This window comes from Limnohabitans sp. Rim8 (assembly GCF_945901735.1).
In the GTDB taxonomy this organism is placed as follows: domain Bacteria; phylum Pseudomonadota; class Gammaproteobacteria; order Burkholderiales; family Burkholderiaceae_C; genus Limnohabitans_A.
On the sequence record NZ_CAMDLM010000003.1, the window covers coordinates 106,286 to 133,188 of the forward strand.

Genomic DNA, 26,903 nt, shown 5'->3' on the forward strand with positions numbered 1-26,903 from the left:
AAAGAAGTGGGTCGATTGTCTCTTCTTTTGGCGTTTGAAAGAATGCGGTCATGCCTTGCGTGTCGGGCCGTCTAACTGGGATTGGCGCAGGCCTTGTAAATCCAAAATCCGCAGACCGCCGTACTCCACCCGAATGAGCTGGTGTGCTTCGAGTACGCGCAGCGCTTCGTTCACGCGTTGGCGCGACAAACCCACCAGATAAGCCAGCTCTTGCTGGGTGATGCGCAGCACCTCGCCGACGCCGGAAAACAGCACCGGGTTGAACAAGGCCGCCAAATGGCGCGCCAGGCGCAGCTCGGGATTGGTCATGCGGTCCATTTCGCGCGCTGCAATGAACTGGCCTAAGCGCTCGTTGAGCTGCTGCATGATGAAACGGTTGAAGCCCAGTGAATGGTCGATCAGCCAGTGAAAGGTGTCCAGCGGCAGCCCCGCCACCACGCTGGGCCGCAGCGCCTGGATGTTGTAGCGGTAAACCTCACGCTTGAGGACCGTGCCCTCGCCAAACCAGCCGCCAGGCGGTATGCCGGTGAAGGTCATGGTTTGGCCGCTGGCGTTGTCGGTGCTCATTTTCAGCAGGCCCGAAATCACGCCAAACCAATACGTCACAGGGCGGGCCACGCGGCACACATGGTCACCGGTTTGGGGGTCGCTGACCACCAACTGCGGCACGATTTGCAGGCGCTCTTCGTGGCGCAACAAGCCCAGCCAGGGGATGTCCTGCAATTCGGCCGGGGTGGGTGCGCGGCGGCGCTGGTGGACGCTGTTTTCTTTGGCCATGGTGCTTGTCGATGTGTCAGCTGACGGTCAGTTGGTCTAGGGGTCTTCCCTGAATTGTCGTCCAAACGACAACTTGGCGTCAAACGAATGCCTACGATCGTGCCCAAGTTCAGTCGCATTGCATTCAATGCACCGTTATTGGAGACAGGAAAGCTCATGCAAACAACGTTTCCCCGCTTGATGCTCAAGCACGCTGCCGAGCGCCCCACAGCGCCCGCACTGCGCGAGAAAATTTATGGCATTTGGCAGGCCACCAGCTGGGCTGGGCTGTCGCAACTGGTCGAGTCCATCGCCTGTGGTCTGCACCAAGCGGGTTTGCAACGCGGTGAGCACCTGATTGTGGTGGGCGCCAACCGCCCGCGCTTGTATGCCACCATGCTGGCCGCGCAGTCGCTGGGCGCCATTCCCGTGCCGCTGTACCAAGACGCTGCCGCCGCCGAATGCGTGTTCCCGATCACCAACGCCGAAGTGCGTTTTTGTGTGGTGGAAGACCAAGAGCAGGTCGACAAGATGCTGGAAGTGCGTGAACAGTGCCCGCAATTGACCCACATCGTCTATGACAACCCGCGCGGCTTGCGCAAATACACCGAAGATGGTCTGGGCTCGCTCGAAGAGCTGATCGCAGCCGGTGGCGTATTTGCCCAGCAGCATCCACAGTTTTTCAAGGAAGAAGTCGAAAAATCGACCTCCACCGATGTGTCGGCGATGTTCTTCACCTCGGGCACCACCGGCAACCCCAAGGGCGTGGTGCACACCCATGGCTCCCTGATCAACCGCGCCGACGCGGGCGCAGAGTTCGACAAGCTGACCAGCGCCGAAGACGTGTTGGCCTACATGCCGCCAGCCTGGATTGGCCAGAACATCTTCAGCTACGCCCAGTGGCTGGTGTGTGGCTATGTGGTCAATTGCCCCGAGTCATCGGCCACGGTGACCATCGACCTGAAAGAAATCGGCCCGACGTATTACTTCGCGCCGCCCCGGGTGTTTGAGGGCATGCTGACCAGCGTGATGATCCGCATGGAAGACGCGGGCAGTTTCAAGCGCCAGTTGTTTCACTACTTCATGGGTGTGGCCAAAAAAGTTGGCCCGGCCTTGATGGACGGCCAGTCGGTCGGCTTTATGGACCGTTTGGTGTATGGCTTGGGCAACCTGATGGTTTATGGCCCCTTGCGCAACAACCTGGGTTTCAGCCGCGTGCGCGTGGCCTACACCGCAGGCGAGGCCATTGGCCCCGACCTGTTCACCTTCTTCCGCTCGATTGGCGTGAACATCAAGCAGCTGTATGGCTCCACCGAAACCGCTGTGTTTGTGTGCCTGCAGCCTGACAACCAGGCGCGAGCCGACACGGTGGGCGTGCCGTGCAAGGGTGTGGAAATCAAGGTGGCCGCGAACGGCGAGATCATGGTCAAGTCGCCCGGCTTGCTCAAGGGCTACTATAAAAACCAACAAGCCACCGACGAAGTGCTGACGGCCGACGGCTGGTACCACACCAGCGACGCGGGCTTTATCGACAGCCACGGCCACCTCAAAATCATTGACCGCGTGAAAGACGTGGGCCGCATCCAGGGCGGTGCCAACGACGGCGCGATGTTTGCGCCCAAGTATGTCGAAAACAAACTCAAGTTTTTCCCGCACATCAAGGAGGTGGTGGCCTACGGTGACCAGCGCGAAAAAGTGTGTGTGATGCTCAACATCGACTTTGACGCCGTGGGCAATTGGGCCGAGCGCCGCAACCTGCCTTATGCCGGTTACACCGATCTGGCGCAAAAGCCCGAGGTGTACCAACTGATCAAAGAATGCGTGGAAAAGGTCAATGCCGATCTGGCCGAAGACACTTTGCTGGCCGGTAGCCAAGTCAGCCGGTTCTTGGTCCTGCACAAAGAGCTGGACGCCGACGATGGCGAGTTGACGCGCACCAACAAGGTTCGCCGTGGCTTCATTGCCGACAAATACAAACCGCTGGTCGATGGTCTTTACGAAGGCAAAACCGAGCAGTACATCGAGACGGTGGTCAAGTTCGAAGATGGTCGCACCGGCAGTGTCAGCGCCACGCTCCAGATTTCCGACGCCAAAACATTCACACCCGTGAAGGCCGCAGCATGACCAAGAAAATCGGCGACGTCATTCTGGACGTCAACAACATCAGTTTGCGATTCGGCGGCGTCAAGGCGCTGACCGACATCTCGTTCAATGTGCGCGAGCACGAAGTGCGGGCCATCATCGGCCCCAACGGCGCGGGTAAGAGCTCGATGCTCAACTGCATCAACGGGGTGTACACGCCGCAAGAGGGCAGCATCACCTTCAGTGGTCAAAAGTTTGACCACATGAACAGCCGCCAAGTGGCCGAGATGGGCATTGCCCGCACGTTCCAAAATTTGGCCTTATTCAAGGGCATGAGCGTGATCGACAACATCATGACCGGCCGCAACCTGCACATCAAGAGCAACCTGTTCATGCAGGCCCTGCGCATCGGCCCCGCCCAGCGCGAAGAAGAAAAGAACCGCGAATTCGTCGAGCACATCATCGACTTTCTGGAAATTCAGGCGTTCCGCAAAACACCGGTGGGTCAGCTGCCTTATGGTTTGCAAAAGCGGGTGGACCTGGGCCGCGCTTTGGCCATGGAGCCCAAGGTGCTCTTGCTCGACGAACCCATGGCCGGTATGAACATGGAAGAAAAGCAGGACATGTGCCGCTTCATTCTGGATGTGAACGACGAGTTCGGCACCACCATCGTGCTGATCGAGCACGACATGGGCGTGGTGATGGACATCTCGGACCGCGTGGTGGTGCTGGACTACGGCAAAAAAATCGGCGACGGGACTCCCGAAGAAGTGCGCAACAACGAAGAAGTGATCAGTGCCTATCTGGGCACCAGTCACTGAGGAGAATACACCATGGCATTTTTTCTCGAAGCACTTTTTGGCGGTCTGATGGCCGGCATGCTTTACTCGCTTGTGGCGCTTGGTTTTGTTTTGATTTTCAAAGCCTCGGGCGTGTTCAATTTCGCGCAAGGCGCGATGGTGTTGTTCGCCGCTTTGGCCATGGCCCGTTTTTCCGAGTGGATCCCGGGCTGGTTGGGCTTGGACAACAAGTTCTTGGGCAACCTGATTGCTTTTTTACTGGCGGCTGCAGTCATGTTTGTGTTGGCTTGGCTGATCGAGCGCTTGGTGCTGCGCCACCTGGTCAACCAAGAAGGTGTCACCTTGCTCATGGCCACGCTGGGCATCACTTACTTTTTGGACGGTTTGGGCCAGACCATTTTTGGCAGTGCGATTTACAAGATCGATGTCGGCATGCCGAAAGAACCCGTTTTCCTGTTTGAGTCGGTGTTTCCGGGTGGCGTTTTGATCAGCTTGGAAGATGTCTATGCAGCCTGCATTGCTGCTTTGCTTGTCGTGGTCTTGTCGCTGTTTTTCCAAAAAACCGGTACCGGTCGCGCCCTGCGTGCGGTGGCCGATGACCACCAAGCGGCCCAATCGATTGGCATTCCACTCAACCGCATTTGGGTGATCGTCTGGTTTGTGGCGGGCATCACCGCCTTGGTGGCCGGCATCATCTGGGGCTCCAAATTGGGGGTGCAGTTTTCGCTGACCACGGTGGCTCTGCGTGCTTTGCCGGTGATCATTTTGGGAGGCTTGACCTCGGTGCCGGGTGCCATCATTGGCGGTCTGATCATTGGTGTGGGTGAGAAGCTGTCCGAGGTCTACCTGGGGCCCTATGTGGGCGGTGGCATTGAAATTTGGTTCGCATACATGCTGGCCCTCGTCTTTTTGTTGTTCCGTCCACAAGGACTGTTCGGCGAAAAAATCATCGACCGCGTGTAAGGAGAGACGCCATGTTTTACAGAGAAAACGGTCAGTTCAAGACCTCTTACCGCAAAGACCAGCAGATATTTGCCATCGCGCAAGACCGTTGGGTCGTCTTGGCGCTGATCGCCTTTGCCTTTTTGGGTGTTCCCTTTTTGGCCGATGAATACATGTTTCGCGCTATTTTGGTTCCCTTTTTGATCCTGGCTTTGGCGGCTTTGGGGGTGAATATTCTGGTGGGTTATTGCGGTCAGATCTCCCTGGGCTCAGGGGCTTTCATGGCCGTGGGCGCTTACATGGCTTACAACACCTATGTGCGCATCGAGGGCATGCCGGTCATTTTGGCCTTGCTTGCAGGGGGATTCTTCGCCACATTGGTGGGTATCTTCTTTGGGATTCCCAGCTTGCGCGTCAAGGGCCTTTATTTGGCAGTGGCCACCTTGGCTGCGCAGTTCTTTTGCGATTGGGCATTCAGCCGCATCAGCTGGTTCACAAACAACAGCTCTTCTGGCTCTGTGGCGGTCTCTGATTTCCAAGTGTTGGGCTGGGTCATTGATTCGCCGGTTGACAAATACCTGTTTGCCTTGAGCTTCTTGGTGGTGTTTGGTTTGCTTGCCAAAAACCTGGTGCGCTCGGCCATTGGCCGGGAATGGATGGCGATCCGTGACATGGATGTGGCGGCGGCGGTCATTGGCATTCGCCCTGTTTACGCCAAGCTCACCGCTTTTGCGGTCAGCTCGTTCATCGTGGGGGTGGCCGGCGGCCTGTGGGGCTTTGTGCACTTGGGCTCCTGGGAGCCTGCGGCGTTCTCGATTGACCGATCCTTTCAGTTGCTGTTCATGGTCATCATCGGCGGCATGGGCTCCATCATGGGCAGTTTCTTTGGCGCGGCCTTCATTGTGGTGTTGCCCATTTTCCTGAACCAGTTTTTGCCGGCTGTGGGGGCGCTTTTCGGGGTTGAAATCTCGACGGCCTTGGTCTCCCATGTCGAATACATGATTTTTGGTGCTTTGATTGTCTGGTTCTTGATTGCCGAGCCTCATGGCCTGGCCAAGCTCTGGAGCATTGCCAAGCAGAAGTTGCGGTTGTGGCCCTTCCCGCACTGAATAGCGCTGGTGTGCTTAAGTCGACTGCCTGGAATTCGGCTTGCGCACCATCACTTTTCAAATGATGGGCCCATTGATTTTTTTTAAACACGATTGAAGGAGACAGTTCCATGAAACTCAAAAAGTTAGCGATGTTGGCCACTTTGGCTTGCGCAGGCTTGTCTGCTGTGGTCACCACCACAGCAGTCATGGCGCAAGAAAAAGTTCAGTTTTTCCCAAGCTTGACGGGCCGAACAGGTCCTGTCGCGCCCAATGCCACACCTTTTGCAAACGGTTATGCCGATTACATGAAGTTGGTCAACCTTCGCGGCGGCATCAACGGTGTCAAAACCTTGGTGGAAGAGTGTGAAACAGCCTATGCGACCGACCGCGGTGTGGAGTGCTATGAGCGCCTCAAAGGCAAGCACGGTGGTGCGACCGTGTTCCAGCCCTTGTCAACTGGCATCACCTTTGCGCTGACCGAGAAAATCCCGGCTGACAAAATTCCCATGATCACTTCTGGTTATGGCCGCAGCGACTCTGCCGATGGGGGTGTCTTCAAGTGGAACTTCCCCTTGACTGGCCACTACTGGGTGGCCGGTGACGTTTTGTTGCAGCACATCGCCAAGCAAGCGGGTGGTTGGGACAACCTCAAGGGCAAGAAAATTGCTGTTGGGTACCATGACAGTCCGTTTGGCAAAGAGTTGTTGCCCATCGTGCAAGAGCGCGCGGCCATGCATGGTTTCACTTTGCAGTTGTTGCCAATTCCAGCGCCTGGCGTTGAGCAAAAAGCCATTTGGTTGCAAATCCGTCAGCAGCGTCCTGATTACGTGATGTTGCAAACATGGGGCGTCATGACGGCCACATCGATCAAGGAAGCGGTTGCGACCGGTTATCCACGCGAAAAAATGTTTGGCACTTGGTGGTCGGGTGCTGAGCCTGATCTCAAGGACATCGGTGCTGCCGCCAAGGGTTACAACGCCGTGATGATGCAACATGGCGCTGAGCCAAACTCTGCAGTGGCCAAAGAAATCTTGGCCAAAGTGCACGACAAAGGTCAGGGTACTGGACCCAAAGCCGAAGTGGGCGAAGTGCTGTACATGCGCGGTGTGGTGGGTGCCATGTTGGCGGTGGAGGGCGTTCGCCAAGCACAAGAGCGTTTTGGCAAAGGCAAGGTCATGACCGGTGAACAAGCGCGCTGGGGCTATGAAAACCTGAACTTGACTCAGGCCAAATTGGATGGCCTGGGTTTCAAGGGGGTTATGCGTCCGGTTTCCACATCGTGTGCTGATCACATGGGCTCTGCATGGGCTCGTGTTCACACCTGGGATGGCAGCAAGTTTGTCTGGGCATCGGATTGGTTGCAGGCCGATGAGCAGATCATCAAGCCCTTGGTCAAAGCGTCTGCAGACAAGTACGCCGCCGAGAAAAAACTTACTCGCCGCGCCGCTACGGATTGCCAGTCTTGATCTGAAACCACACCTGCCGCGCAAGCGGCAGGTGGTCAGCTGCAGTGGGCGACTGTCCGCCAGCAGCTGCCAAATGAAACCCTTGCGTGCAGCAGTTTCATTTGGCTTGAACCCCCAGAATTTGAAAAGGCACAGTCCATGAGCGACAAAAACATTGTTCTGAACGTCAATGGCATTGAAGTCATTTACAACCACGTCATCTTGGTGCTCAAGGGCGTGTCCCTTCAGGTGCCCGAGCAAGGCATCGTGTCTTTGCTCGGCGGCAACGGTGCAGGCAAAACCACTACTTTGCGGGCGATCTCTAACTTGCTCAAGGGTGAGCGTGGTGACGTGACCAAAGGCAGCATCGAGCTGCGCGGTGAGCGCATCGAAAACCTCACCCCCGCAGACCTGGTCAACCGGGGCGTGGTGCAGGTCATGGAAGGGCGTCATTGTTTTGCCCACTTGTCGATCGAAGACAACCTGTTGACCGGCAGCTACACCCGCAAAGACAAGGGCGAAATCGCGGCCAACTTGGACAAGGTTTACACCTATTTCCCGCGCCTCAAAACCCGCCGCACCTCGCAAGCGGCCTACACATCGGGCGGCGAGCAGCAAATGTGCGCCATTGGCCGCGCCCTGATGACCAATCCCAGTGTGATGCTGCTCGATGAGCCCTCGATGGGTCTGGCGCCGCAGATCGTGGAAGAGGTGTTCAATATCGTCAAAGATTTGAACGAGAAAGAAAAAGTCACCTTCTTGATCGCAGAGCAAAACACCAACATGGCGCTCAAATATTCGGATTACGGCTACATCATGGAGTCGGGGCGCATCGTGATGGACGGCGTGGCTGAAGACCTGCGTACCAACGAAGACGTGAAAGAGTTTTACTTGGGCATGGGCGGTGGGGAGCGCAAGAGTTTCAAGGACGTCAAGAGCTACAAGCGCCGCAAGCGCTGGTTGGCTTGATGCGCTGACTTTCCTCCTTGACGTTTCATCGCAGTACCCCTGAAAGAAAAACATGTCCCAGCACTTTGATGCGTTGGAAACGCGCGCCCCTGAAGTCCGTGAAACCGCCCTGATGGCCGCTTTGCCCGCGCAGCTTGCCCACGCCAAAGCCCATGCCCCGGCCTTTGCCGACTTGCTCAAGGATGTCGATGCGGCCCGCATCAACAGCCGTGCTGCTTTGGCCCAGTTGCCCGTGATCCGCAAAACCGAATTGCTGGAGCGCCAGAAGGCTTCGCGCGCGGCAGGCGGCAATGTGTTTGGTGGTTTCAGCACCCTGGGTTTTGGCCAAGGCATGACCCGCGTGTTTGCCAGCCCCGGCACGATTTACGAACCCGAGGGCACCCGCGCTGACTACTGGCGCATGGCCCGAACCCTGTTCGCGGCCGGCTTTCGCCCGGGCGAGTTGATCCACAATTGCTTCAGTTACCACTTCACACCTGCGGGTTCCATGATGGAAACGGGCGCCCATGCCCTGGGCTGCACCGTGTTCCCGGGCGGCATTGGCCAGACCGAGCAGCAAGTGACCGCCATGGCCGAGTTGCAGCCTGCGGGCTACATTGGCACGCCGAGTTTCCTGAAAATCATCATCGAAAAAGCCGCCGAGATGGGTGTGGCCTTGCCCAGCGTTCGCAAGGCACTGGTGTCGGGCGAGGCTTTTCCGCCCAGCCTGCGCGACTGGATGACGGCGCACGGCGTCGATGCTTACCAGTGCTACGCCACCGCCGATGTCGGCCTGATCGCTTACGAAACCGCTGCGCGTGAAGGTCTGGTGCTGGACGAAGGCGTGATTGTCGAGATCGTGCGACCCGGCACCGGCGACCCGGTGCCCGAAGGCGAAGTGGGCGAGCTGGTCATCACCACGCTCAACCCCGACTATCCCTTGATCCGTTTTGGCACAGGCGACTTGTCGGCCATCCTGCCTGGCCCCTGCCCCACGGGCCGCACCGGCCAACGCATCAAGGGCTGGATGGGCCGCGCCGATCAAACCACCAAGATCCGGGGCATGTTTGTGCACCCCGGCCAGGTGGCCGAGATCGTCAAACGCTTCCCCGAAGTGAGCAAAGCCCGCCTGGTGGTGACGGGTGAGATGGCCAATGACCAAATGGCCTTGCATGTGGAGACCGCTCGTTTGTCCGACGATGCGCTCAAGGCCCGGGTGTCTGAAGCGGTGCGCGATGTGACCAAGCTGCGCGGAGACGTCCACCTGGTGGCGCAGGGCAGTTTGGCCAACGACGGCAAGGTGATTGAAGACGCCAGAAGCTACCAGTGAGTGCGATTGGGCCTTGATTAGGATGATGACCTTGTACCAATGGGGAAATTGGGGAGAACGTCTAAGTGTTTTCCGCCATCGTCAGCCCCCGCTTCGGTTCTACAATGATGGATTACTTTTGAGGTTTGAAATGAAAAAACTGTTTGCTTTGACCGCATTGGCCGTTGTTTCGGTGGGGGCGCTGGCCCAAGCCTACCCAGGTACCAAACCTATTTCCATCGTTGTGCCTTTCACTGCTGGCGGCCCCACAGACCGTGTGGCTCGCGATTTGGCCGAAGCGATGCGCAAACATGTCCCCGGCTCCAATTTTGTGGTCGAAAACGCAGCGGGCGCGGGCGGCACGATCGGCGCGAACAAAGTCGCCAAAGCCAACCCCGATGGTCACACTTTGCTGTTGCACCACATTGGCATGGCCGCCATCCCCGCTTTATACCGTAAGCTTGCTTACAAACCGCTGGACGACTTCGAATACTTGGGCATGGTCAACGACGTGCCCATGACCTTGATCGGCAAACCCCAGTTGCCTGCCAACACTTATCGCGACTTCGAAAACTACATCCGCGCCAACTCCGGCAAACTCAATATTGCCCACGCGGGTTTGGGTTCGGCCTCGCATCTGTGCGGGCTGCTCTGGCAATCCACATTGCAGACCAAAGACGCGATGACTACGATTCCGTTTGGCGGTACTGCGCCGGCCATGACCGCCCTGATCGGTGGCCAGGTTGATGTGATGTGTGACCAAACCACCAACACCACTCAGCAAATCGAGTCGGGTCGTGTCAAGGCCTTTGCCGTAACCACCGCCAAGCCCTTGAGCACTCACCCCGTGCTCAAACACTACCCCAGCTTGCAAGAGATGGGCCTCAAAGGCTTCAACTTGACCATCTGGCACGGTTTGTATGCCCCCAAAGGAACACCCGAAGCCATCACCAAAACCTTGAACGAGGCTTTGCAGAAAGCGCTGAAGGACCCCGAGTTCATCAAAAAGAACGAAGGCTTGGGTGCCCTAGTGGTGACCGACAACAGAACCAATCCTGCTGAGCACAAGAAATTTGTGACCGCTGAAATGGTCAAGATCAAAGCCGCTGTGGACGCCGCTGGCAAATACGCCGACTGATCGCCCCTTGGCTCACCCCCAAAAGCCCGACTTGGTCGGGCTTTTTGCTGGGCGCTTCGCGAAGTGATGGTGGTTGGACCGTCAGGTCTCGACCTGAGTGAAAGCCGGTCTTTGCAGGTTGGTGCATTCAGGTCCGATGCGCCGTTCGCACAACACAGCCGTTCAGTTGACGAACTTTTCTGTCCCCAGAATCCCCAGTTTCTTCAAACCCTGCCGTTGGGCCCCAGCCAGCACGGCGGCGGCGGCTTCGTACTTGGCCTGAGGGTGCGAGCGGATGTGCAGCTCGGGCTGGGGTTGCAGCAAAGCGGCCTGGGCCAGTTGCGCCTGCAAAGCCACCCGATCCGCCAAGGCTTGGCCATTCCAAGAGATGACCGAGCTGGCATCGATGTCGATGCGCACAATTTGCGGTGGCTTGGGCGGCGGCGCGGTGCTGACCACGGGCATGTCCAGGTTGACCGCGTGCAATTGCGCAGGGATGGTGATGATCAGCATGATCAACAGCACCAGCATCACGTCGATCAGCGGCGTGGTGTTGATGTCCATCATCAGCTCGTCTTCTTCGGGGGGACTCAAGCTGGGGGTCTGGTGGCTTTGAAAGCCCGTGATCGGTTTCATGTCAGTTCCCCGGGTCGGTGATGAAGCCGACTTTGGCGATGCCCGCGCGCTGCACGGCGTTCATCACCTGCCCGACGGCGGCAAAGTCGCTTTGCGCGTCGCCGCGAATGTGCACTTCAGGCTGGGGTTGAATGACCGCGAACTTTTTCAGCCGCTCACGCAAGTCCGCCGCGTTTTTCATCGGGGTGTCGTACAAAAAAATCTGCCCGGTTTTGTTCACCGAGATGATCAGGTTCTCAGGCAAAGCTTGACGGGGCACGTTTTTCTCTTGTGGCAGCTTGACCTGGATCGAGGTGGTCACCACCGGGATCGTGATCAAGAAAATGATCAGCAGCACCAGCATCACGTCCACCAGTGGCGTGGTGTTGATGGTGCTCATGATGTCGTCTTCCGACTCGGTGCCGATGTGCATGGCCATGGCGCAGTCTCCGGTGTGGGGGCGTTATTTCTTGACCGAAGACAACAGCACGGCGTGCAGGTCCGCCGCAAAAGCGTTGACTTCCTCCATCACCGCCTTGTTGCGGCGCACCAGCCAGTTGTAGCCCAACACTGCAGGCACAGCCACAGCCAAGCCGATGGCAGTCATGATCAGTGCTTCGCCCACGGGGCTAGCCACTTTGTCGATGCTGGCCTGGCCAGAGATGCCGATTTTGACCAGCGCGTGGTAGATGCCCCACACGGTGCCGAACAGGCCCACAAAGGGCGCGGTGGAGCCCACCGTGGCCAGCACCGCCAGGCTGTCTTGCAAGCGGCTTTGCACCGTCCCCAGGGCGCGCTGCAGGCTCATGCTGACCCAGGTGTTGAAGTCCACGTTGCTGAGCAAGCCCTCGTGTCGGTGGGCACTCTCCAGCCCTTTTTCGGTGATGAACCGGTAGGGGCTGGCAGGGTCAAGCCCGTCCACGGCCTGGCGCAGGCTGGCCGCTGCCCAGAAGTCACCCTGTGCGGCTTTGCCGTGTTGGCGCATGCGCGATTGTTCGGCGAACTTGGTGAAGATGACGTACCAGCTGCCCACGCTCATGAGCACCAAAATCAGCAACGTGATCTTGGCCACGGCATCGCCCTGCGCCCACAGCGCGCCCAGGCCATAGGGGTTGTCGAGGGCCTCGCTGCTTGGGGCCGTGGAATTGGCGCCAGTTGAGGCTGCGCTGGCCGGGGCACCCAGGGTGGCCGTGGCGGCTGGCGTTGCGGTCGCAGCGGTTGCAGCTTTGGCCGCCGCCGTGGGGGTGTTGGCCCAAGCCGCGCCGCACAGCAAGGCGGCAGACAGGCTCAGGCTGGCCAGGATGGGTTGAATGGGGGTGCGCATCGGTGGAGACTCCTTGAATCGAGGCAGTGTGGGCTTGTTCGTGGGTGTGCGGGCGCGGCTCATTCCAGCCGCCAGGTGTATTTCATGCTGGCCCAGGCTTGCTCAGGGCGGCCGTCCACGGTGGCAGGCTGAAAGCGGCATTTGGACAAACCCGCACGGGCGGCTTCGTCGAGGCGTTTGAAGCCCGAGCTTTTTTCGATCTCGGACTGGATCACTTTGCCATCCACCCCGACCAAAAAGCGCAGGCTCACGGTGCCTTCTTCTTCCATGCGCCGCGAGGCACTGGGGTAGTCGGGCTTGTCGCACTGGGCCGCGCTGACGCTGGCAGGGGTGCGCGTGGGCGGCGCGGCGCGCGCCGGGGCCGCAGGCGCAGCCGCTGTGGCAGGTGCAGGTGTGGGTGCGGGTTGCGGGTTGCTGTTGGCCACGGCCGTGATGGCCTGTTTGGGCGTAGTGCTGGGCGCGACCGCCACTTCGACCGGTGGCACCTGGGCCGGTGGCATGGGACTGGGGGCGAACACTGCAGGCGGTGACGCGGGTGCCACCGGTGGCGGCGCTTGTGGTTGGGGCGGCGGTGGCAGCGGCGCAGGGGGTGGATCAATTTTGGGCGGTGGGGGCGGTGGGGGCGGTGGGGTTTCCTGCAGCAAAATGGCTTGGACCACCTGGGGCAATTGGCGGCCGATGTCGCGGGCGAGGCCAGCTTGGATGGCCCAAAATGCCAGCAAATGCAGCAACACGACCACGCCCAAACCCCATGGCTTTCGCCTGGAGCGGGTTTGCAAATAGGTGGAGCCCGTCATGCTGGAATGGGTGCTGGAAGTGCTTTGAGGGGAATGCGTCAAGTGGCGTATTTTGCGGGATAAGGGCGGGGCAGTTGGCGGGCTGGGGCAAATGACCGGCAGGTGTCCAGTTTCAGGGCCGCCTGCTCAGGGGCGGATGAGAAAGGCCTGTCGGCGCTCCTGCGGGCCGGCGCCGTCCAGTTGCATGGTCCAGACGCCGTGCAGTTGCTCGGGCTGGACATCTGCGGTGGCAGGGCAAGTGGGTGGCAAGGTGGTGCAGCCTGGCAGCGCCAAGAGCGCGATCAGGGCACCCCAGCACGCCATGCGACAGCCAGAGTGGGGTGCGCTCATCTTTTGGCCTGCGCTGCCGCTGAGACGGATGCGGCCGCCCGCTGCGCAAATTCGGCCCGCAGCGCCTTGAGCTTTTCGCGCGGGTCTTCTTTGGTGGTGTTTTCGTCCAGCCGCATTTCGGCAATGAAGCGGCTGGGCAGGGCGGCCACGGTTTCTCGGCCTTTTTTGCGGCGGCGGGTCCAGCTCACGGACAGGCTGCGCTGGGCGCGGGTGATGCCCACGTACATCAGGCGGCGCTCTTCTTGCAAGCGCAACAAAATGCCCTCCTGGCTGGCCCCTTCGGTGGTGTCGTCGCCCAGCTTGAAAGGCAGCAAGCCTTCGTTCACCCCCACCAGCGTGACATGCGGCCACTCCAAACCCTTGGAGGCGTGCAAGGTCGACAACGTGACCACGTTTTGGTCTTTTTCGCGCTCGCCCAGGGTCGAGATGAGGGAGATGGTTTGTGCCACATCGAGCAGGTTTTTGGTCTCAGCCGCCTCGGCCCCTGTTTGAGCCCCTGTGGCGTCTTCGATCTCGCCGCCGCAGCGCCCCGCCATCCAGTCGCAAAACTCCAGCACGTTGGTCCAGCGGGCGCTGGCTACTTTTTCGTTGTCTTCGCCGTCGTACAGGTACGATTCGTAACCGATCTCTTTCAGCCAATCCAACAAGAACGCGAGGGCATCGGTTTTGCCCAAAGTCAGCCGGGCGCGGTGTTCCAGGTCGTTGATGTAGCGGCCAAATTCATGCAGTCCCGCCACTGATCGTGCATTGACTGCGCTGGGCAAGCTGCCCGCAAACAGCGATTCGAACAGACTGAGCTTGTACTGGGTGGCAAAGGTGCCCAGCTGGTCCAGCGTCTGGTGGCCAATGCCGCGCTTGGGGCTGGTGATGGCGCGCAAAAACGCCGGGTCGTCGTCGTTGTTGATCCACAGGCGAAACCAGGCGCACAAGTCCTTGATCTCGGCCTTGTCAAAAAAGCTCTGCCCGCCCGACACCTTGTAGGGCATGTTGGCGCGGCGCAGTGCTTGTTCAAACGGCCGGGCCATGTGGTTGGCCCGGTACAAGATGGCGAAGTCCTTGAACTCGCGGTGTTTGGATTCAAGCGAGTGGCCGCTGCGGATCGACTGGATGCGGGCAATCGCCCGGTCGGCCTCGTGCTCTTCGTTCACCGCATCGACCACGCGCACGGGTTCGCCCTCGCCCAATTCAGAGAACAGGGTTTTGGGGTAGAGCTTGGGGTTGGACTCTATGACGTGGTTGGCCGCCCTCAAAATCGCGCTGGTGGAGCGGTAGTTTTGCTCAAGCTTGATGACTTTGAGCCGCGGGAAATCCAGCGGCAAGCGCTTGAGGTTGTCCAGCGTCGCGCCGCGCCAGCCGTAGATCGACTGGTCGTCGTCGCCCACCGCCGTGAAACGCGCCCGCTCGCCCACCAGGTGTTTTAACACCTCGTACTGGGTGGCGTTGGTGTCTTGGTATTCGTCCACCAGCACATGGCCCATCTTGGCCTGCCAGCGCTCGCGCACCTCAGGAAACTCGGCCAGCAGCTTCAGGGGCAAGCCGATCAGGTCGTCGAAGTCCACACTTTGGTAAGCCGTCAAGCGTTCTTGGTACAGCGCCATGATGCGGGCGATCACCCGGGCGTTGTCGTCAGGCGCTTGCGCTGCAGCCTGCTCGGCGTTCAGCCCCATGTTTTTCCACAGGCTGATGGTCCATTGCCACTGGCGGGCGGTGGCCGCGTCGGTGGTGCCGCCGCAATCCTTCAAGATGCTGGTCACGTCGTCGGCGTCCATGATGCTGAACTGGGGTTTCAGGCCCAGCACCGCGCCGTCTTCGCGCATGATGCGAACGCCCAAAGCATGGAAGGTACAAATCAGCACATCCTTGGCGGCGCGGCCAATCAGCTGCTTGGCCCGCTCGCGCATCTCGGCGGCGGCTTTGTTGGTGAAGGTGATGGCGGCGATGCGCTTGGGCTCGAGCCCGGCTTCGATCAAGCGCCCGATCTTGTGCGTGATCACCCGCGTTTTGCCCGAACCCGCCCCGGCCAACACCAGGCAGGGGCCGGAGACAAAGTTCACGGCTTCGAGTTGGGCGTTGTTGAGTCCGGCTGACATGTAGTAATTGGCATCAATAATTGGGTGGGGATGCCTAGTAGGTTCGAACTGCTCTTTAAAACGGTGGAAAACTCAGTTTTATACTGTGGGGTGCTGTTCAGCCAAGTCGGCTTTAGGAATCTTTGCAAAGGCGGCGTCTGTGGGTGCAAAAATGTAATGGTGCCTTTGGCTTTGAGTGTATCAATCAATGTCTTGTGGTTAGAAAATTTGAAACGTCAGTTTGTACTGCCAAACGGTTTCCCTAGGCCACATCCAGCCGCAATTGAACACATCACAGCCATCCTCAGATGAATGCCGTCTGCCTAGGCAGGGGCATTGGTCTTCGCAAGCGCTTGTTTTCTGTGTTTGAAACAAAATAGTTTTTAGTTTTCAGACAACAAATACCAAAACGATGGGTTTTCGCCGATGAACGCCAGCACTTCTGAGCAGCTCCAACAAAAAACAGCTTCACAAGCCCCTGTTGCCCTGGTCATTGGCAGCGGTTTTGGTGGGTTGGCAGCCGCCATTCGCCTGTCCGCCAAAGGTTATCGGGTGCATGTGCTCGAGAAATTGAATGCGCCAGGAGGACGGGCTCGCGTGATCCATGTCGACGGTTACACCTTTGACGCTGGCCCAACGATCGTCACCGTCCCCTTTTTGCTTGAAGAGCTTTGGGACTTGGCTGGACGCCAATTGGCCGATGATGTTGAGCTGCGTTTGCTGGACCCTTTTTACCGAATCCGTTTTGACGACGGCGACCATTTCGATTACAGCGGAGACCCCGAGCGAATGCTCAAAGAGGTTCTGCGCATCGACCCCAACGCCGGACCTGGCTACGCCGCTTTCATGGCGGAGGCGGACCTTTGTTATGAGTTGGGCTTTGAAGCTTTAGGCTGCGAAGCATTTGTCCGCATGGGCGATCTGTTCAAGGCAATTCCCTCAATGATCCGAATGAAGGGCTGGCGAAGTTTGCACACGATGGTCGCCACACACTTCAAACACCCCAAGTTGCGCCAAGCCATGAGCCTGCAGGCGCTTTTGATTGGTGGCAATCCGTTTTCTGTGACCTGCGTGTTCTCACTCATCAATGCGCTGGAGCGGCGCTTTGGCGTGCACTGGGCCATGGGCGGCACCGGGGCTTTGGTCAATGGCCTGGTGGATGTGATCGAAGGCATGGGCGGCAGTCTGCGCACTGGGGCTGAAGTTCGCCGCATCGAAGTCAAAGATGGGCGCGCTTGTGGCGTGACCTTGGCCACTGGCGAAACCATTCCTTCCGATATTGTGGTCTGCAATGCCGACACGGCTTGGACGTACAAGAATCTCATTGACCCGAAAGACCGAAAGGTATGGACCGACAGCAAGATCAAAAACGGCAAGTATTCTATGGGTCTTTTTGTTTGGTACTTTGGCACCAACAAGCGCTTTGATGACGTGCCGCACCACATGATGCTGCTGGGCCCGCGCTACGAAGCGCTGCTGAAAGACATCTTCAAAAAACACCATCTGGCCGAAGATTTCAGCCTTTACCTGCATCGACCCACAGCCACTGATGCGGGCATGGCGCCTGAGGGCTGCGATACCTTTTATGTGCTGGCACCCGTGCCGAACCTGCAAAGCGGTACCGACTGGGCGGCTCATGCGGAGCCTTACCGTGCCGCCATTGCCAAAGCGCTTGAAGAGACGGTTCTGCCTAACTTGAGCGAACACCTGACGGTATCGTTCATGACCACTCCGCAAGACTTTCAAGACAATCTGTTGTCTTATCAAGGTGCTGCCTTTGGGCTGGAACCGCTTTTGTTGCAAAGCGCATGGTTCAGGCCGCACAACCTGAGCGAAGACATCGAAAACCTGTTCATGGTGGGTGCCAGCACCCACCCAGGTGCAGGCATACCCGGTGTGCTGATGTCGGCTAAAGCGCTGGACACTGTGCTGCCTGACCCGGCTACTTTGAAGCGTTCGCAGTGATGCACAGCAGCCAACTTCTGTGGACTCAAACCATGGCCGTTGCCCATCGGTTGTTGCTTGAGCAATGGCGCCAGAAACGAGGCTTGATTTTTTGGGCTGTTTTTCCGTCAACGATGATGCTGCTGTTCGGATTGGTTTATGCACACAACGACAGCATGCGCGCCGGCCTGGATGCCGCTGCGGCTGGCATTTTGGTGGGTGCTGCGCTTTTTTTCAGCTGTCTGGGCGGCACCGTCGCGGTGATCGCTGCTGAACGTGAACGGGGCACTCTGCCCCGACTGCTCACGACCCCACTTCACCCCGCAGCGTATTTCCTGGGTGTTGTCATTGCACAGTTGTTGTTGGCTTTGATGCAAGTGGTCATGCTCTACAGCATCGCCCTGTCCATTGGGGTCCAATACCATGGCAGTCTTTTCTTGGGCGGTTTGATTTTGCTGCTCTCCGTGTTCTCCTATGTGGGTATGGGATTTTTTCTGGGCGCACGGTTTGCACGGCGCAGCGAAGAAGTGGTGGTGGCCTTGTCGGCGATTGGGGTGCCTTTGTTGGTGTTGGGTGGCACCTTTTTCCCACTAGAAATCATGCCCCAAGGCATGCAAGCCTTTGCACAAATCAACCCCATGTTGCACATGAACCAGGCCTTCAAAGGTGTCGCCGCTTATGGCATGGGCTGGAATGAACTGCGCTTTGAATTGAGCTTTCTGCTTGTTTTTTGCGGGCTCTCGCTGGCTTTAGGCATTCAGTCCTATCGGCACTTGCTGCATGTGGACAAATCCCAATGAATGCATCTCTAGAAATCAACGACGTTCACAAGTGGTTTGGCAGCCACCATGTTCTGGACGGCTTTAGTCTGCGTATTGAGAGTGGAGAGGTTGTGGGTCTGTTGGGGCCCAATGGCTGTGGCAAATCCACCGTCTTGAACATCGTCAGCAAGTTATTGCCCTACGACCTTGGGCAGGTGCGCCTCATGGGCAAGCCATTGAACGAACTGAGCTACCGGGCACGCGAGCTTGTTGGTGTGTGCACACAGCACTGCGCCTTGTACCCGGATTTATTTCCTGCCGAAAATCTGCACTTTTTTGCGCGCTTGTACGGCCTTTCTGAAAAGGAACGCCACGAAAGAGTTGCAGAGCTGATGCGCATTTTTGAATTGGAAAATTTCGCTAAGACTCGCGTGGGTCAACTTTCGGGGGGCTGGCGACAAAGGCTGCACCTGGCCGTTTCCTTGGTGCACAAGCCCAAGTTACTCGTGCTGGACGAGCCCACAGCGGCGGTGGATTTAGAAGCGCGTATGGACCTTTGGCGCCTCATCGAGGGTTTGCGTGACAGCGGCACCACCATTTTATTGACCAGCCATCATCTCGCAGAGGCGCAGCGGCTTTGCAGCCGCGTTGCTCTGATGCGAGACGGCAAAGTCCTTGCCGCGGGCAGCGTGCCCGAATTGTTGGCGCGCATGCCCGGTCAAGCGGTGGCCAAGGTGCAATCTGTTGACGGCGAGGCGGTTGTGCAGAGGGCACTTGGTCTGGGTTGGCAAGTTCGCCAACACGCCGATCAGATGCGTCTTTTGCTACCGCAACTCTTGAGCCTGCGCGAAATCGTGGACGCTTTAGATGGTACAAAGGTCAGCGCGGTCAGCGTTCTGCCGGTGACATTGGACGATGTCTACCTGGAACTCATGGATGACGAACTCACACCGCCATCGACCATTTGACCCATCTCTTACAACTTTGAATGGCAGGTGCGAAGCGCATTGAGCTGTTCAAGCCATATTGATCGTGAACCCCCTTTTAAAAGGTTTCAAAATGAATTTCCCAATGCGCCAGATACGACGCACTTTGTTGCTGATGGGCATCAGCTTGATGGCCAGCTTGGCAGCCCAAGCCCAGGCTCCTGTTCGAGTAGGCTCCAAAATCGATACGGAAGGCAAACTGCTGGGCCACATCATGGTGCTTGCGCTTGAAGCCAACGGCATCAAGACTGAAAACAAGGTTTCTCTTGGCAACACCAAAATAGTGCGCACCGCCTTGCTTGCCGGTGAGATTGATCTCTATCCCGAGTACACAGGCAATGGCGCGTTCATGCTGGGCGCCGAAAACAGCCCCGCATGGAAAGACTTTCGGGCAGGCTACGAATTGGCCAAAAAAATGGATTTTGAGAAAAACAAAATCGTCTGGCTGGAGCCTGCCAATGCCAACAACACCTGGGTGATTGCGGTGCGCAAAGACCTGGCCACGGCCAACCAATTGCGCACTCTGGACGATGTGGGTCGCTACATCGCCAAGGGCGGTATTTTCAAGCTGGCCGCATCGGCCGAGTTCATGGAGCGCACCGATGCGATGCCTGCCTTTCAGGCGGCCTACGGATTCAAACTGCGCGCTGACCAAGCCCTTGTTTTGGCGGGGGGCGATACAGCAGCCACCATCAAAGCTGCCGCAGAAAAAACATCGGGTGTGAACGCCGCGATGGCTTACGGCACCGACGGCCCTTTGGCCGCGTTGGGTCTGCTGGCCATGGAAGATCCTAAAGGTGTGCAACCGGTCTATGCCCCCGCACCCTTGGTCCGCGAAGAAGTGCTCAAGCGCCACCCCGCCATCGCCACCATCTTGGCGCCCATCTTCAAATCGCTCGACAGGTCTACCCTGCAAATGCTGAATGCCCGCATACAACTGGAAGGCCAAGACCCGCGCAAGGTGGCCAGCGGCTACCTTCAGAGCAAGGGGTTTCTGAAATAATTTGCGCCATGCCAGCATCGCTTGTCCAACGCTGCAACCCGGTGCTGGCGCTTTATTTGGCACTGGCCATGGGCGCAGCATGGGGCCTGCCCTTTTTGCGGGTTTCGCCTAACCGGTTGTTGTCGGGTGAGCCGATTTATTTGTGGGATGTGTTGCTGCAACAAGGCAGCCCAATGGTCTTTGTGCTGGTGTTGGACATTGCCGCATTGCTGTGCATTGCCGTTTGGCAGCCTAAGGGACGAACCACTCAAGCATGGGTTGTTTTGGCCATGGCCGCTGGCCTTGCCGGCATTTGGCTACTGGCCAGCCACTTTGCCACCAGTGCCACCCAAGTAGAAAATCCTTTTAGCCGAACTGCTTTGGGCGCGGGTTTCTGGGCGCTGTGCGCAATGGCCTGGATGATTGCCCTTGACGCCATAGATCGCTTGCAACTGACCGCCTTGCGGCGCCTGCTTGTGCAAGGTGCGCTGCTCCTGCCACTTTTGCTCTCATTAAATGAGGGCCAGTACTTGTCTATCGCCAAAGAATATGCAAATCAAAGCGATATTTTTGTGCCCGCCATTTTGCGCCATCTGCTAATCGTGTGGTTGGCCGTGGTCCCGGCCGTGGTCATCGGCTTGCTGCTGGCTTGGCGCATGACCAAGACGCGACGTTTGCGGCAAGCTTTGTTTCCCGTACTCAATGTGATTCAGACCATTCCATCGATCGCACTGTTCGGTCTGCTGATGGCGCCATTGGCGTGGATAGCCGTTCAATTACCCGCACTGGGCCACGCGGGCATCAGCGGTGTGGGCATAGCGCCAGCCGTGATCGCGCTGTTCATGTATGCATTGCTGCCCATTGTTAGATCGGCGCTGGCGGGGTTGGGGCAAGTCCCTGCAGATGCGGTCCATGCTGCGCGCGCCATGGGCATGTCATCTCGGCAGTTGCTGTGGCAAGTCGAGTTGCCATTGGCACTGCCTGCGCTGCTCATCGGACTGCGCACAGCATTTGTGCAAACCACCGGCTTGGCCGCGGTCAGCGCGCTGGTGGGTGCAGGCGGGCTGGGGCAAATCATGTTTGATGGACTTTTTAGCGCGGCCAATGAACTGGTGATTCTGGGCGTTATCCCCATCGTGTTGCTGGCCATGTTGGCAGACACTTTTTTCAAAGTGCTCAGTTCTTTGATCAACACCCGTCCACAATGATCCGCTTTGAACACACTCGCAAACTCTACGATGGCGCAGCAGCCATCAGGGAATTGAACCTGGACATCCAACAAGGCGAGCTATTGGTGCTGCTCGGTCCCTCAGGTTCTGGCAAATCAACGGTCCTCAAAATGGTCAACCGCATGGTCAGCCACGATGGTGGCCACATTTTTTTCAACGGCCAAGACATCAACAGCTTCAACGTGCAAGACTTGCGACGCCGCATGGGTTATGCCATCCAGTCGGTGGGCTTGTTCCCTCACAGAACCGTCGCACAAAACATTGCCACAGTACCCAAACTGCTGGGCTGGGACGCCCATCGCGTGCAAGCCCGCGTGTACGAGCTGTTGAAATTATTGGCGTTGGACCCTGAGCCATACGCCAGTCGCTATCCGCACCAGCTCTCGGGCGGTCAGCAGCAAAGGGTAGGTGTGGCGCGCGCCATGGCCGCAGACCCGGATGTACTGCTCATGGACGAGCCCTTTGGGGCTCTCGATCCCGTGACCCGCGCTGCCTTGCAATTGACGCTTAAAACCATTCACCGAGCTACTGGTAAAACCATCCTGTTTGTCACCCATGACATCGATGAAGCTTTGTTGCTGGCCACCCGCATCGTGCTGCTAAACCAAGGCCGTATCGCGCAAGTGGGCACGCCCCTTGAGTTGTTGCAACAACCTGCCAACGACTTTGTAGCTGACTTTCTGGGGCGAGCCGATCTGGGACTCAAACAGCTCTCACTGCGTACCATTGCGCCCCATATCCAAGCGATTGAGGGCACAGAGCCAATCCACGCCATCGCCCATACAGCCACATTGAGAGAAGCCATTTCCCAGATGGCAGCATTGCATGTATCCACCTTGTGCGTGACCGATGCAGCGGGCACTCTGCTCGGTCAGGTGCGGGCCGCTGATTTGCTAGAAAACCAACATGCTTGATTCGCAAATGCGCCACGCCCCTAAGCCAAGCTACTGGGCTAACCCCTTGGTCTGGAGTGTGGCGGCGTTGTTGTTGCTGGCTTATGGTTTGCCCTACTCACAGCCGCTGTTTGCAGCATTGTTTCCGGCCCTGCCAAGACCGGTGTATTTGCAAGAACCCATGGCCACACTGATGTGGCAACACACAGGGCTTGTGTTGTTGTCCAGCGCGCTGGCTGTGACCATTGCAACGCTGGCGGGACTGGCCACCACCACCGAAACGGGGCGTGCATTCAAGCCCTTGATGGAAACACTGGCCGCCATGGGGCAAACTTTTCCGCCCGTCGCCATTTTGGCGGTAGCTGTTCCAGCCGTAGGCTTTGGCGAGCTGCCTGCGCTCATCGCCCTGTCGATTTTCGGCATGCTGCCCGTGCTTCAGGGAACGCTGGCTGGAATCGCGTCCGTGCCATCGCCGGTATTAGATTCTGCACGCGCCATGGGCATGAGACCTCGCCAAATACTCGCCGAAGTGCAGATGCCATTGGCTTTTCCCCTTTGGCTGGCCGGTGTGCGAACTTCTGTTGTGGTGAACATTGGCACAGCCGCCATCGCGTCCACCGTGGGTGCGAAAACCCTTGGCTTGCCCATCATCGTCGGACTTTCTGGGTTCAATACCGCCTACGTGCTGCAAGGTGCCATGATGGTGGGGTTGCTGGCCATTGCAGCCGACTTGGCTTTTGATCGACTCGCAGTTGTCCTTCAAGCCCATGGCACTTCAGCGGTCAAGGATCAAGCGTGATCATCCGTTTAAAGCTGTCCCGGAAAGTTGCCCATACAGGCCAATTCCATCAGAAAAGTTCAGCGCTGTGGCTCTTGATGTCAGTCTTTAAAAACCCGTTTTGCTGAACCAAGAGAGATACAAGCATTCTTCAGAAGGTCTCTTGATATCAGTATGTTGGGTCAAATGGTTTCATCGGTCACTTTAACCATAGAGTGAGCTTGGTTTGACAGTGAAAAAAGGATCAAACTTTTAGTGCTTTTGGACTGCCGCTGCGAACGGGATTGTTAATTGCCGGACCTGTGCGTGTCGCAGGGATTGGCCAGTTGTTTCAACAATTTGCTCTGCGGTGATCTGCTACCAAGCGGTCATCAAATCTCATTTCAACACTTCTCAAGGCCCGATGCTTGGTCGTGCGCCCTTTCACGCGCTTGCGCCACATCTGAAAAGAGTTGGGCTGAAGCTCATGCCGCATGAGACGAATCACATCCGCTTCTGACCAGCCCATGCGCTCCTGAATGGTCTCGAAGGCCGTCCGATCCTCCCAAGCCATCTGAATGATGGCTGAAATATCGCCCTCTGAGAGGTTTGAAAGACGTTCAAAAAATTTGGCATCCACAGGGCTGCTCCTAAGTCAATCCCCAACCAGTGTGCCCCCAATAGCCAATTCCCCAGCCTCAGTTGGGGATAAAGCCCTCAACAAGTGTCTGTGGTCGGTTCAACTCAAATATGCTAACGGTTCAATTTTTGGAGATTGCCATGAAACAACTGGTTTTGGGTTCAATGATGATGTGTTTTGCAACCATGGCTTCAGCGCATGGTTGCCCTGGCGAGATGCGTGCCATCGACGCCAAAGTGCCCACTGCGAATTTGTCTGCTGCAGACATGTCCAAAGTCAAAGCCTTGCGCGAAGAAGGTGAAAAATTGCACAAGGAAGGCAAGCACACCGAGTCGATGAAAGCCTTGGCTGAAGCCAAGAAGCTCTTGGGCGTCTAAGCCTAAATCGCTTGTGACACAGCATCTGTCTCCTCACCTTCTCCGAGAACTTCGCTCTGACCATGCAGGCGAGACAGGTGCTGTTTATATCTACAAAGGCATTGAAGCTGTAGCGCGATGGCGCGGTGATGCTGAACTGCTCAACTTTGCCAAAGCCCATGGGGCGACTGAAGCCGACCATTTGACAGAGGTTACAAATTGGTTGCCGGCATCACAAAAGAGCCTGTTACTTGGCCCCTGGCGCTTGGCGGGATGGCTGACAGGCGCATTGCCAGCCTTGTTTGGTCGGTGTGCGGTCTACGCCACGATCGCTGCAGTAGAGACATTTGTAGACCGTCATTACCAGCAACAAATCGATCATCTTCATGAATTTGGTGGGCCCGAAGGTTTATTGCCACTCTTGATTCGGTGTCAAGCAGACGAGCAGCACCACCGAGATGAGTCTGCCGCTCTGGTTGGCAAAAGTCTTGGCGTTTTGACAAGCGCTTGGTGTTGGACTGTCGGTCAAGGTTCTTCCGCAGCCGTGGTTTTGGCTCGACGCATCTGATCTCCATGAGTTAAGGACAACTTCTGATGATGCTTTACCTCTTCAAACGTAGTCCTGAAACCCCATCATTTTGTTCAAAGCTGCTGCGCATTGTTTTGCTTTTGTCGATCTCTTGTGGCTCAGTTGCACATGCATCGGATGTTGCGTGTATCACTGCAGGCCGTCTGGACAGCAATGGCCAATGGGCACCGAAATTTGACTCGGTGCGTTTGTTGGATGGTTTGGGCCGAGCAATTTCCAGTTCCAAGAAAGATGAGTTGAAAAATTTGCAGACCCTGGAAATCACAGAACCTGCATTGCTGTCCGCATGCTTGGGAGACAAACCAATGACTCCTGCGGATGGCTCTCAAGCTCAAACCAAAGCACCTGTACCTGCCGCTAAACCAGGTCGAGTTACCGTGGTTGGGCTTGGCTATCCCCAACTGCGAGTGGGTGGCGCTCTTGTCGAAGTGAAGGTCCAAGTGACAGCGGACCAAATCTTGATGTTGATTCGTTAGGCCCACAGCCGTTTTTTTGTATTAACTTTTTTACTCAACCCCAAGGAAATTTTCATGAACAACACCAGACGCAAATTTTTCTTCGCTCTCGCTGCGGGTGGCTCGATGCTGTCTACGGCTGCAAAAAGCCAAGCCAAATTGGACGAGAAAGATCCACAAGCGGTCGCCCTTGGTTACTTCGCAGATGCCACCAAAACCGACAAAAAGAAGTTTCCGAAATATGCCGCTGGTCAGGTGTGCACAAACTGCGCGCTTTACCAAGGCAAAGCCAGTGACGCATGGGGCGGATGCCCCTTGTTTGCTGGCAAGCAAGTGGCAGGCAAGGGCTGGTGCAATGCATGGGCCAAAAAAGGCTGATGAACCAACTGCCCTAACTGGTGTTCACAAAACGAATGTTGTGAAGCTTTCCAGCGCCCAAGAAGCGGTGGCTTCGTGTGACGCAACGGGATGATCTTGATCGATATTTCTAAAGGCCTAAATATCCAGGCGTGACAGTGATTCAGGACAATACCGGTACCCCGGGTTATTGCGCTGACGCGGTGAGCCAGGCATCCAACCAGTTGCGGGGCTTGAGTGGAATTTCGGTCAGAGCGCATGTTTGTACACACTCATTCGAGGAAACCGTCACACCCAAGCATTTGTCAGGCAAGCGGCCTTGGCTGCGTCTGAAATGCCCTGACAATCTCGGCATGTTGGAAGTCCTGCGCGTCACCTTTCCCTTTTTTGCCTTGGTACTGTGCGGCTATGCCGCCGCCCGCCTGAGGTTGATGCCGCTGGAGGCAATTTCGGGGTTAAACGGCTTTGTGCTGTTTTTTGCCCTGCCTTGCATGTTGTTTCGTTTTGGCGCGGACACGCCCATCGCGCAGCTGCTCGATGCGGGGGTGTTTTTCACGTATTTGTTTTGCGCGCTGGTGCTGGTGGCGTTCAGCATCGCCATCAGCCTGAATGGGCGCATCCGTTGGAACGACGCGTCCTTGGGCGCTTTGGTGGCGGCGTTTCCCAACACCGGTTTCATGGGCGTGCCGCTCCTGGTGGCTTTGCTGGGGGCGCAGGCGGTGGGGCCTGCGATTGTGACCATCGTGGTGGACTTGGTGATCACATCTTCTTTGTGCGTGGCCTTGTCGCGCATGGATGCGGCAGGGGAGCATGGCGCCGTGGTGGCCGCTCGCAAAGCGCTGGCGGGGGTGCTGCGCAACCCCATGCCGTGGGCCATTTCTTTGGGGGCTGCGTTTTCTTACGGCGATTGGGCCTTGAGCGGCCCGGTGAACGAAACGGTGGGTTTGCTGGCCGATGCCGCTTCGCCCGTGGCCTTGTTCACCATTGGAGCGGTGCTGGCGCGCTCCCAAATGCTGGCCCATGAGCGGCCGCACGGGCCGCTGCGCATGGGCGATTACTTGCCCGTGGCTTTGATCAAGCTGGTGCTGCACCCCTTGCTGGTCTTGTTGGTCGGCTTGACCGCCATGCAATGGGGCGTGCCGATCGAGCCTTTTGCCTTGCAGGTGATCGTGCTGGTGGCTGCGCTGCCCAGTGCCAGCAATGTGTCCTTGTTGGCCGAGCGGCTGGGGGCCGACAACGGGCGCATCGCGCGCATCATCCTGGTGACCACGGTGGCGGCGTTTTTTACCTTTTCCGGGGTGGTGGCCTTGTTCCAGGCCTGAGGGCCGA

The 26,903-nt window shown here is 57.5% G+C and carries 28 protein-coding genes; 20 read left to right on the forward strand and 8 right to left on the reverse strand.

Annotated features, from left to right (window positions below):
* Positions 1-48 precede the first annotated feature (48 nt).
* On the reverse strand, positions 49-777 hold the full coding sequence (locus Q0O99_RS02820; protein WP_293748329.1) for a Crp/Fnr family transcriptional regulator: 729 nt from the start codon (positions 775-777) through the stop codon (positions 49-51).
* A gap of 156 nt (positions 778-933) precedes the next feature.
* Here Q0O99_RS02820 and Q0O99_RS02825 point away from each other — a divergent pair, with 156 nt between their 5' ends.
* From Q0O99_RS02825 to Q0O99_RS02860, 8 genes are all read left to right on the forward strand, one after another.
* Positions 934-2,880: a long-chain fatty acid--CoA ligase gene (locus Q0O99_RS02825; protein ID WP_293748331.1), complete on the forward strand. Its 1,947-nt coding sequence runs from the start codon at positions 934-936 to the stop codon at positions 2,878-2,880.
* A complete protein-coding gene (locus tag Q0O99_RS02830; RefSeq protein WP_293748333.1) occupies positions 2,877-3,659 on the forward strand; it encodes an ABC transporter ATP-binding protein in 783 nt (260 codons plus the stop codon). The genes Q0O99_RS02825 and Q0O99_RS02830 overlap by 4 nt, the downstream gene beginning before the upstream one ends.
* A gap of 12 nt (positions 3,660-3,671) precedes the next feature.
* Complete coding sequence (locus Q0O99_RS02835) at positions 3,672-4,601, forward strand: branched-chain amino acid ABC transporter permease (protein ID WP_293748335.1); 930 nt, start codon at positions 3,672-3,674, stop codon at positions 4,599-4,601.
* An 11-nt stretch (positions 4,602-4,612) separates the two neighbouring features.
* The gene (locus Q0O99_RS02840) at positions 4,613-5,689 is read left to right on the forward strand and encodes a branched-chain amino acid ABC transporter permease (RefSeq protein ID WP_293748337.1); all 1,077 of its coding nucleotides are present in this window, start codon (positions 4,613-4,615) and stop codon (positions 5,687-5,689) included.
* 110 nt (positions 5,690-5,799) lie between these two features.
* Positions 5,800-7,137: an ABC transporter substrate-binding protein gene (locus Q0O99_RS02845; protein ID WP_293748340.1), complete on the forward strand. Its 1,338-nt coding sequence runs from the start codon at positions 5,800-5,802 to the stop codon at positions 7,135-7,137.
* 138 nt (positions 7,138-7,275) lie between these two features.
* Complete coding sequence (locus Q0O99_RS02850; RefSeq protein ID WP_108355205.1) at positions 7,276-8,085, forward strand: ABC transporter ATP-binding protein; 810 nt, start codon at positions 7,276-7,278, stop codon at positions 8,083-8,085.
* Positions 8,086-8,137: 52 nt separating this feature from the next.
* Positions 8,138-9,394: a phenylacetate--CoA ligase family protein gene (locus Q0O99_RS02855; RefSeq protein ID WP_293748345.1), complete on the forward strand. Its 1,257-nt coding sequence runs from the start codon at positions 8,138-8,140 to the stop codon at positions 9,392-9,394.
* A 130-nt stretch (positions 9,395-9,524) separates the two neighbouring features.
* Positions 9,525-10,511: a tripartite tricarboxylate transporter substrate-binding protein gene (locus tag Q0O99_RS02860; RefSeq protein ID WP_293748347.1), complete on the forward strand. Its 987-nt coding sequence runs from the start codon at positions 9,525-9,527 to the stop codon at positions 10,509-10,511.
* 162 nt (positions 10,512-10,673) lie between these two features.
* Here the strand turns inward: Q0O99_RS02860 and Q0O99_RS02865 are convergent, their stop codons facing one another.
* The 6 genes from Q0O99_RS02865 to Q0O99_RS02890 form a co-directional block, all read right to left on the reverse strand.
* A complete protein-coding gene (locus tag Q0O99_RS02865; RefSeq protein ID WP_293748349.1) occupies positions 10,674-11,126 on the reverse strand; it encodes a biopolymer transporter ExbD in 453 nt (150 codons plus the stop codon).
* Position 11,127: 1 nt separating this feature from the next.
* Positions 11,128-11,544 carry a biopolymer transporter ExbD gene (locus Q0O99_RS02870; RefSeq protein WP_293748351.1) on the reverse strand — a complete coding sequence of 139 codons (417 nt, stop codon included), beginning with the start codon at positions 11,542-11,544 and terminating at the stop codon, positions 11,128-11,130.
* A gap of 24 nt (positions 11,545-11,568) precedes the next feature.
* The gene (locus Q0O99_RS02875) at positions 11,569-12,429 is read right to left on the reverse strand and encodes a MotA/TolQ/ExbB proton channel family protein (RefSeq protein ID WP_293748353.1); all 861 of its coding nucleotides are present in this window, start codon (positions 12,427-12,429) and stop codon (positions 11,569-11,571) included.
* A gap of 59 nt (positions 12,430-12,488) precedes the next feature.
* A complete protein-coding gene (locus tag Q0O99_RS02880; RefSeq protein ID WP_293748354.1) occupies positions 12,489-13,268 on the reverse strand; it encodes an energy transducer TonB in 780 nt (259 codons plus the stop codon).
* 84 nt (positions 13,269-13,352) lie between these two features.
* Positions 13,353-13,556, reverse strand: a complete 204-nt coding sequence (locus Q0O99_RS02885; RefSeq protein ID WP_293748356.1) for a hypothetical protein — start codon at positions 13,554-13,556, stop codon at positions 13,353-13,355.
* Complete coding sequence (locus tag Q0O99_RS02890) at positions 13,553-15,646, reverse strand: ATP-dependent helicase (RefSeq protein WP_293748358.1); 2,094 nt, start codon at positions 15,644-15,646, stop codon at positions 13,553-13,555. Before Q0O99_RS02890 ends, Q0O99_RS02885 begins: the two co-directional genes overlap by 4 nt.
* 405 nt (positions 15,647-16,051) lie before the next feature.
* Here Q0O99_RS02890 and Q0O99_RS02895 point away from each other — a divergent pair, with 405 nt between their 5' ends.
* The 7 genes from Q0O99_RS02895 to Q0O99_RS02925 all read left to right on the forward strand — a co-directional run bounded on the left by Q0O99_RS02895 (position 16,052) and on the right by Q0O99_RS02925 (position 23,219).
* Positions 16,052-17,590: a phytoene desaturase gene (locus Q0O99_RS02895; RefSeq protein WP_293748360.1), complete on the forward strand. Its 1,539-nt coding sequence runs from the start codon at positions 16,052-16,054 to the stop codon at positions 17,588-17,590.
* 32 nt (positions 17,591-17,622) lie between these two features.
* The gene (locus Q0O99_RS02900; protein ID WP_293748362.1) at positions 17,623-18,369 is read left to right on the forward strand and encodes an ABC transporter permease; all 747 of its coding nucleotides are present in this window, start codon (positions 17,623-17,625) and stop codon (positions 18,367-18,369) included.
* Entirely contained in the window at positions 18,300-19,298 is a 999-nt protein-coding gene (locus Q0O99_RS02905) for an ABC transporter ATP-binding protein (protein WP_293748363.1), read from the forward strand. The genes Q0O99_RS02900 and Q0O99_RS02905 overlap by 70 nt, the downstream gene beginning before the upstream one ends.
* A gap of 91 nt (positions 19,299-19,389) precedes the next feature.
* The gene (locus tag Q0O99_RS02910) at positions 19,390-20,319 is read left to right on the forward strand and encodes an ABC transporter substrate-binding protein (RefSeq protein WP_293748364.1); all 930 of its coding nucleotides are present in this window, start codon (positions 19,390-19,392) and stop codon (positions 20,317-20,319) included.
* A gap of 8 nt (positions 20,320-20,327) precedes the next feature.
* Entirely contained in the window at positions 20,328-21,506 is a 1,179-nt protein-coding gene (locus tag Q0O99_RS02915) for an ABC transporter permease (protein WP_293748366.1), read from the forward strand.
* Positions 21,503-22,441: an ABC transporter ATP-binding protein gene (locus tag Q0O99_RS02920; RefSeq protein ID WP_293748368.1), complete on the forward strand. Its 939-nt coding sequence runs from the start codon at positions 21,503-21,505 to the stop codon at positions 22,439-22,441. Before Q0O99_RS02915 ends, Q0O99_RS02920 begins: the two co-directional genes overlap by 4 nt.
* A complete protein-coding gene (locus tag Q0O99_RS02925) occupies positions 22,434-23,219 on the forward strand; it encodes an ABC transporter permease (RefSeq protein ID WP_293748370.1) in 786 nt (261 codons plus the stop codon). Before Q0O99_RS02920 ends, Q0O99_RS02925 begins: the two co-directional genes overlap by 8 nt.
* A 310-nt stretch (positions 23,220-23,529) precedes the next feature.
* On the opposite strand, the gene Q0O99_RS02930 is transcribed toward Q0O99_RS02925, so the two are convergent.
* Positions 23,530-23,817, reverse strand: a complete 288-nt coding sequence (locus Q0O99_RS02930; RefSeq protein ID WP_293748372.1) for a TIGR03643 family protein — start codon at positions 23,815-23,817, stop codon at positions 23,530-23,532.
* Between the two features lie 140 nt (positions 23,818-23,957).
* Here Q0O99_RS02930 and Q0O99_RS02935 point away from each other — a divergent pair, with 140 nt between their 5' ends.
* From Q0O99_RS02935 to Q0O99_RS02955, 5 genes are all read left to right on the forward strand, one after another.
* On the forward strand, positions 23,958-24,194 hold the full coding sequence (locus Q0O99_RS02935; RefSeq protein WP_293748374.1) for a hypothetical protein: 237 nt from the start codon (positions 23,958-23,960) through the stop codon (positions 24,192-24,194).
* A 13-nt stretch (positions 24,195-24,207) separates the two neighbouring features.
* Entirely contained in the window at positions 24,208-24,741 is a 534-nt protein-coding gene (locus tag Q0O99_RS02940) for a demethoxyubiquinone hydroxylase family protein (protein ID WP_293748376.1), read from the forward strand.
* Positions 24,742-24,767: 26 nt separating this feature from the next.
* Entirely contained in the window at positions 24,768-25,238 is a 471-nt protein-coding gene (locus Q0O99_RS02945) for a hypothetical protein (protein WP_293748378.1), read from the forward strand.
* A gap of 54 nt (positions 25,239-25,292) precedes the next feature.
* Positions 25,293-25,595, forward strand: a complete 303-nt coding sequence (locus Q0O99_RS02950) for a high-potential iron-sulfur protein (protein ID WP_293748380.1) — start codon at positions 25,293-25,295, stop codon at positions 25,593-25,595.
* A 332-nt stretch (positions 25,596-25,927) separates the two neighbouring features.
* Positions 25,928-26,896: an AEC family transporter gene (locus Q0O99_RS02955; protein ID WP_293748382.1), complete on the forward strand. Its 969-nt coding sequence runs from the start codon at positions 25,928-25,930 to the stop codon at positions 26,894-26,896.
* The last annotated feature ends 7 nt before the right edge of the window (positions 26,897-26,903 follow it).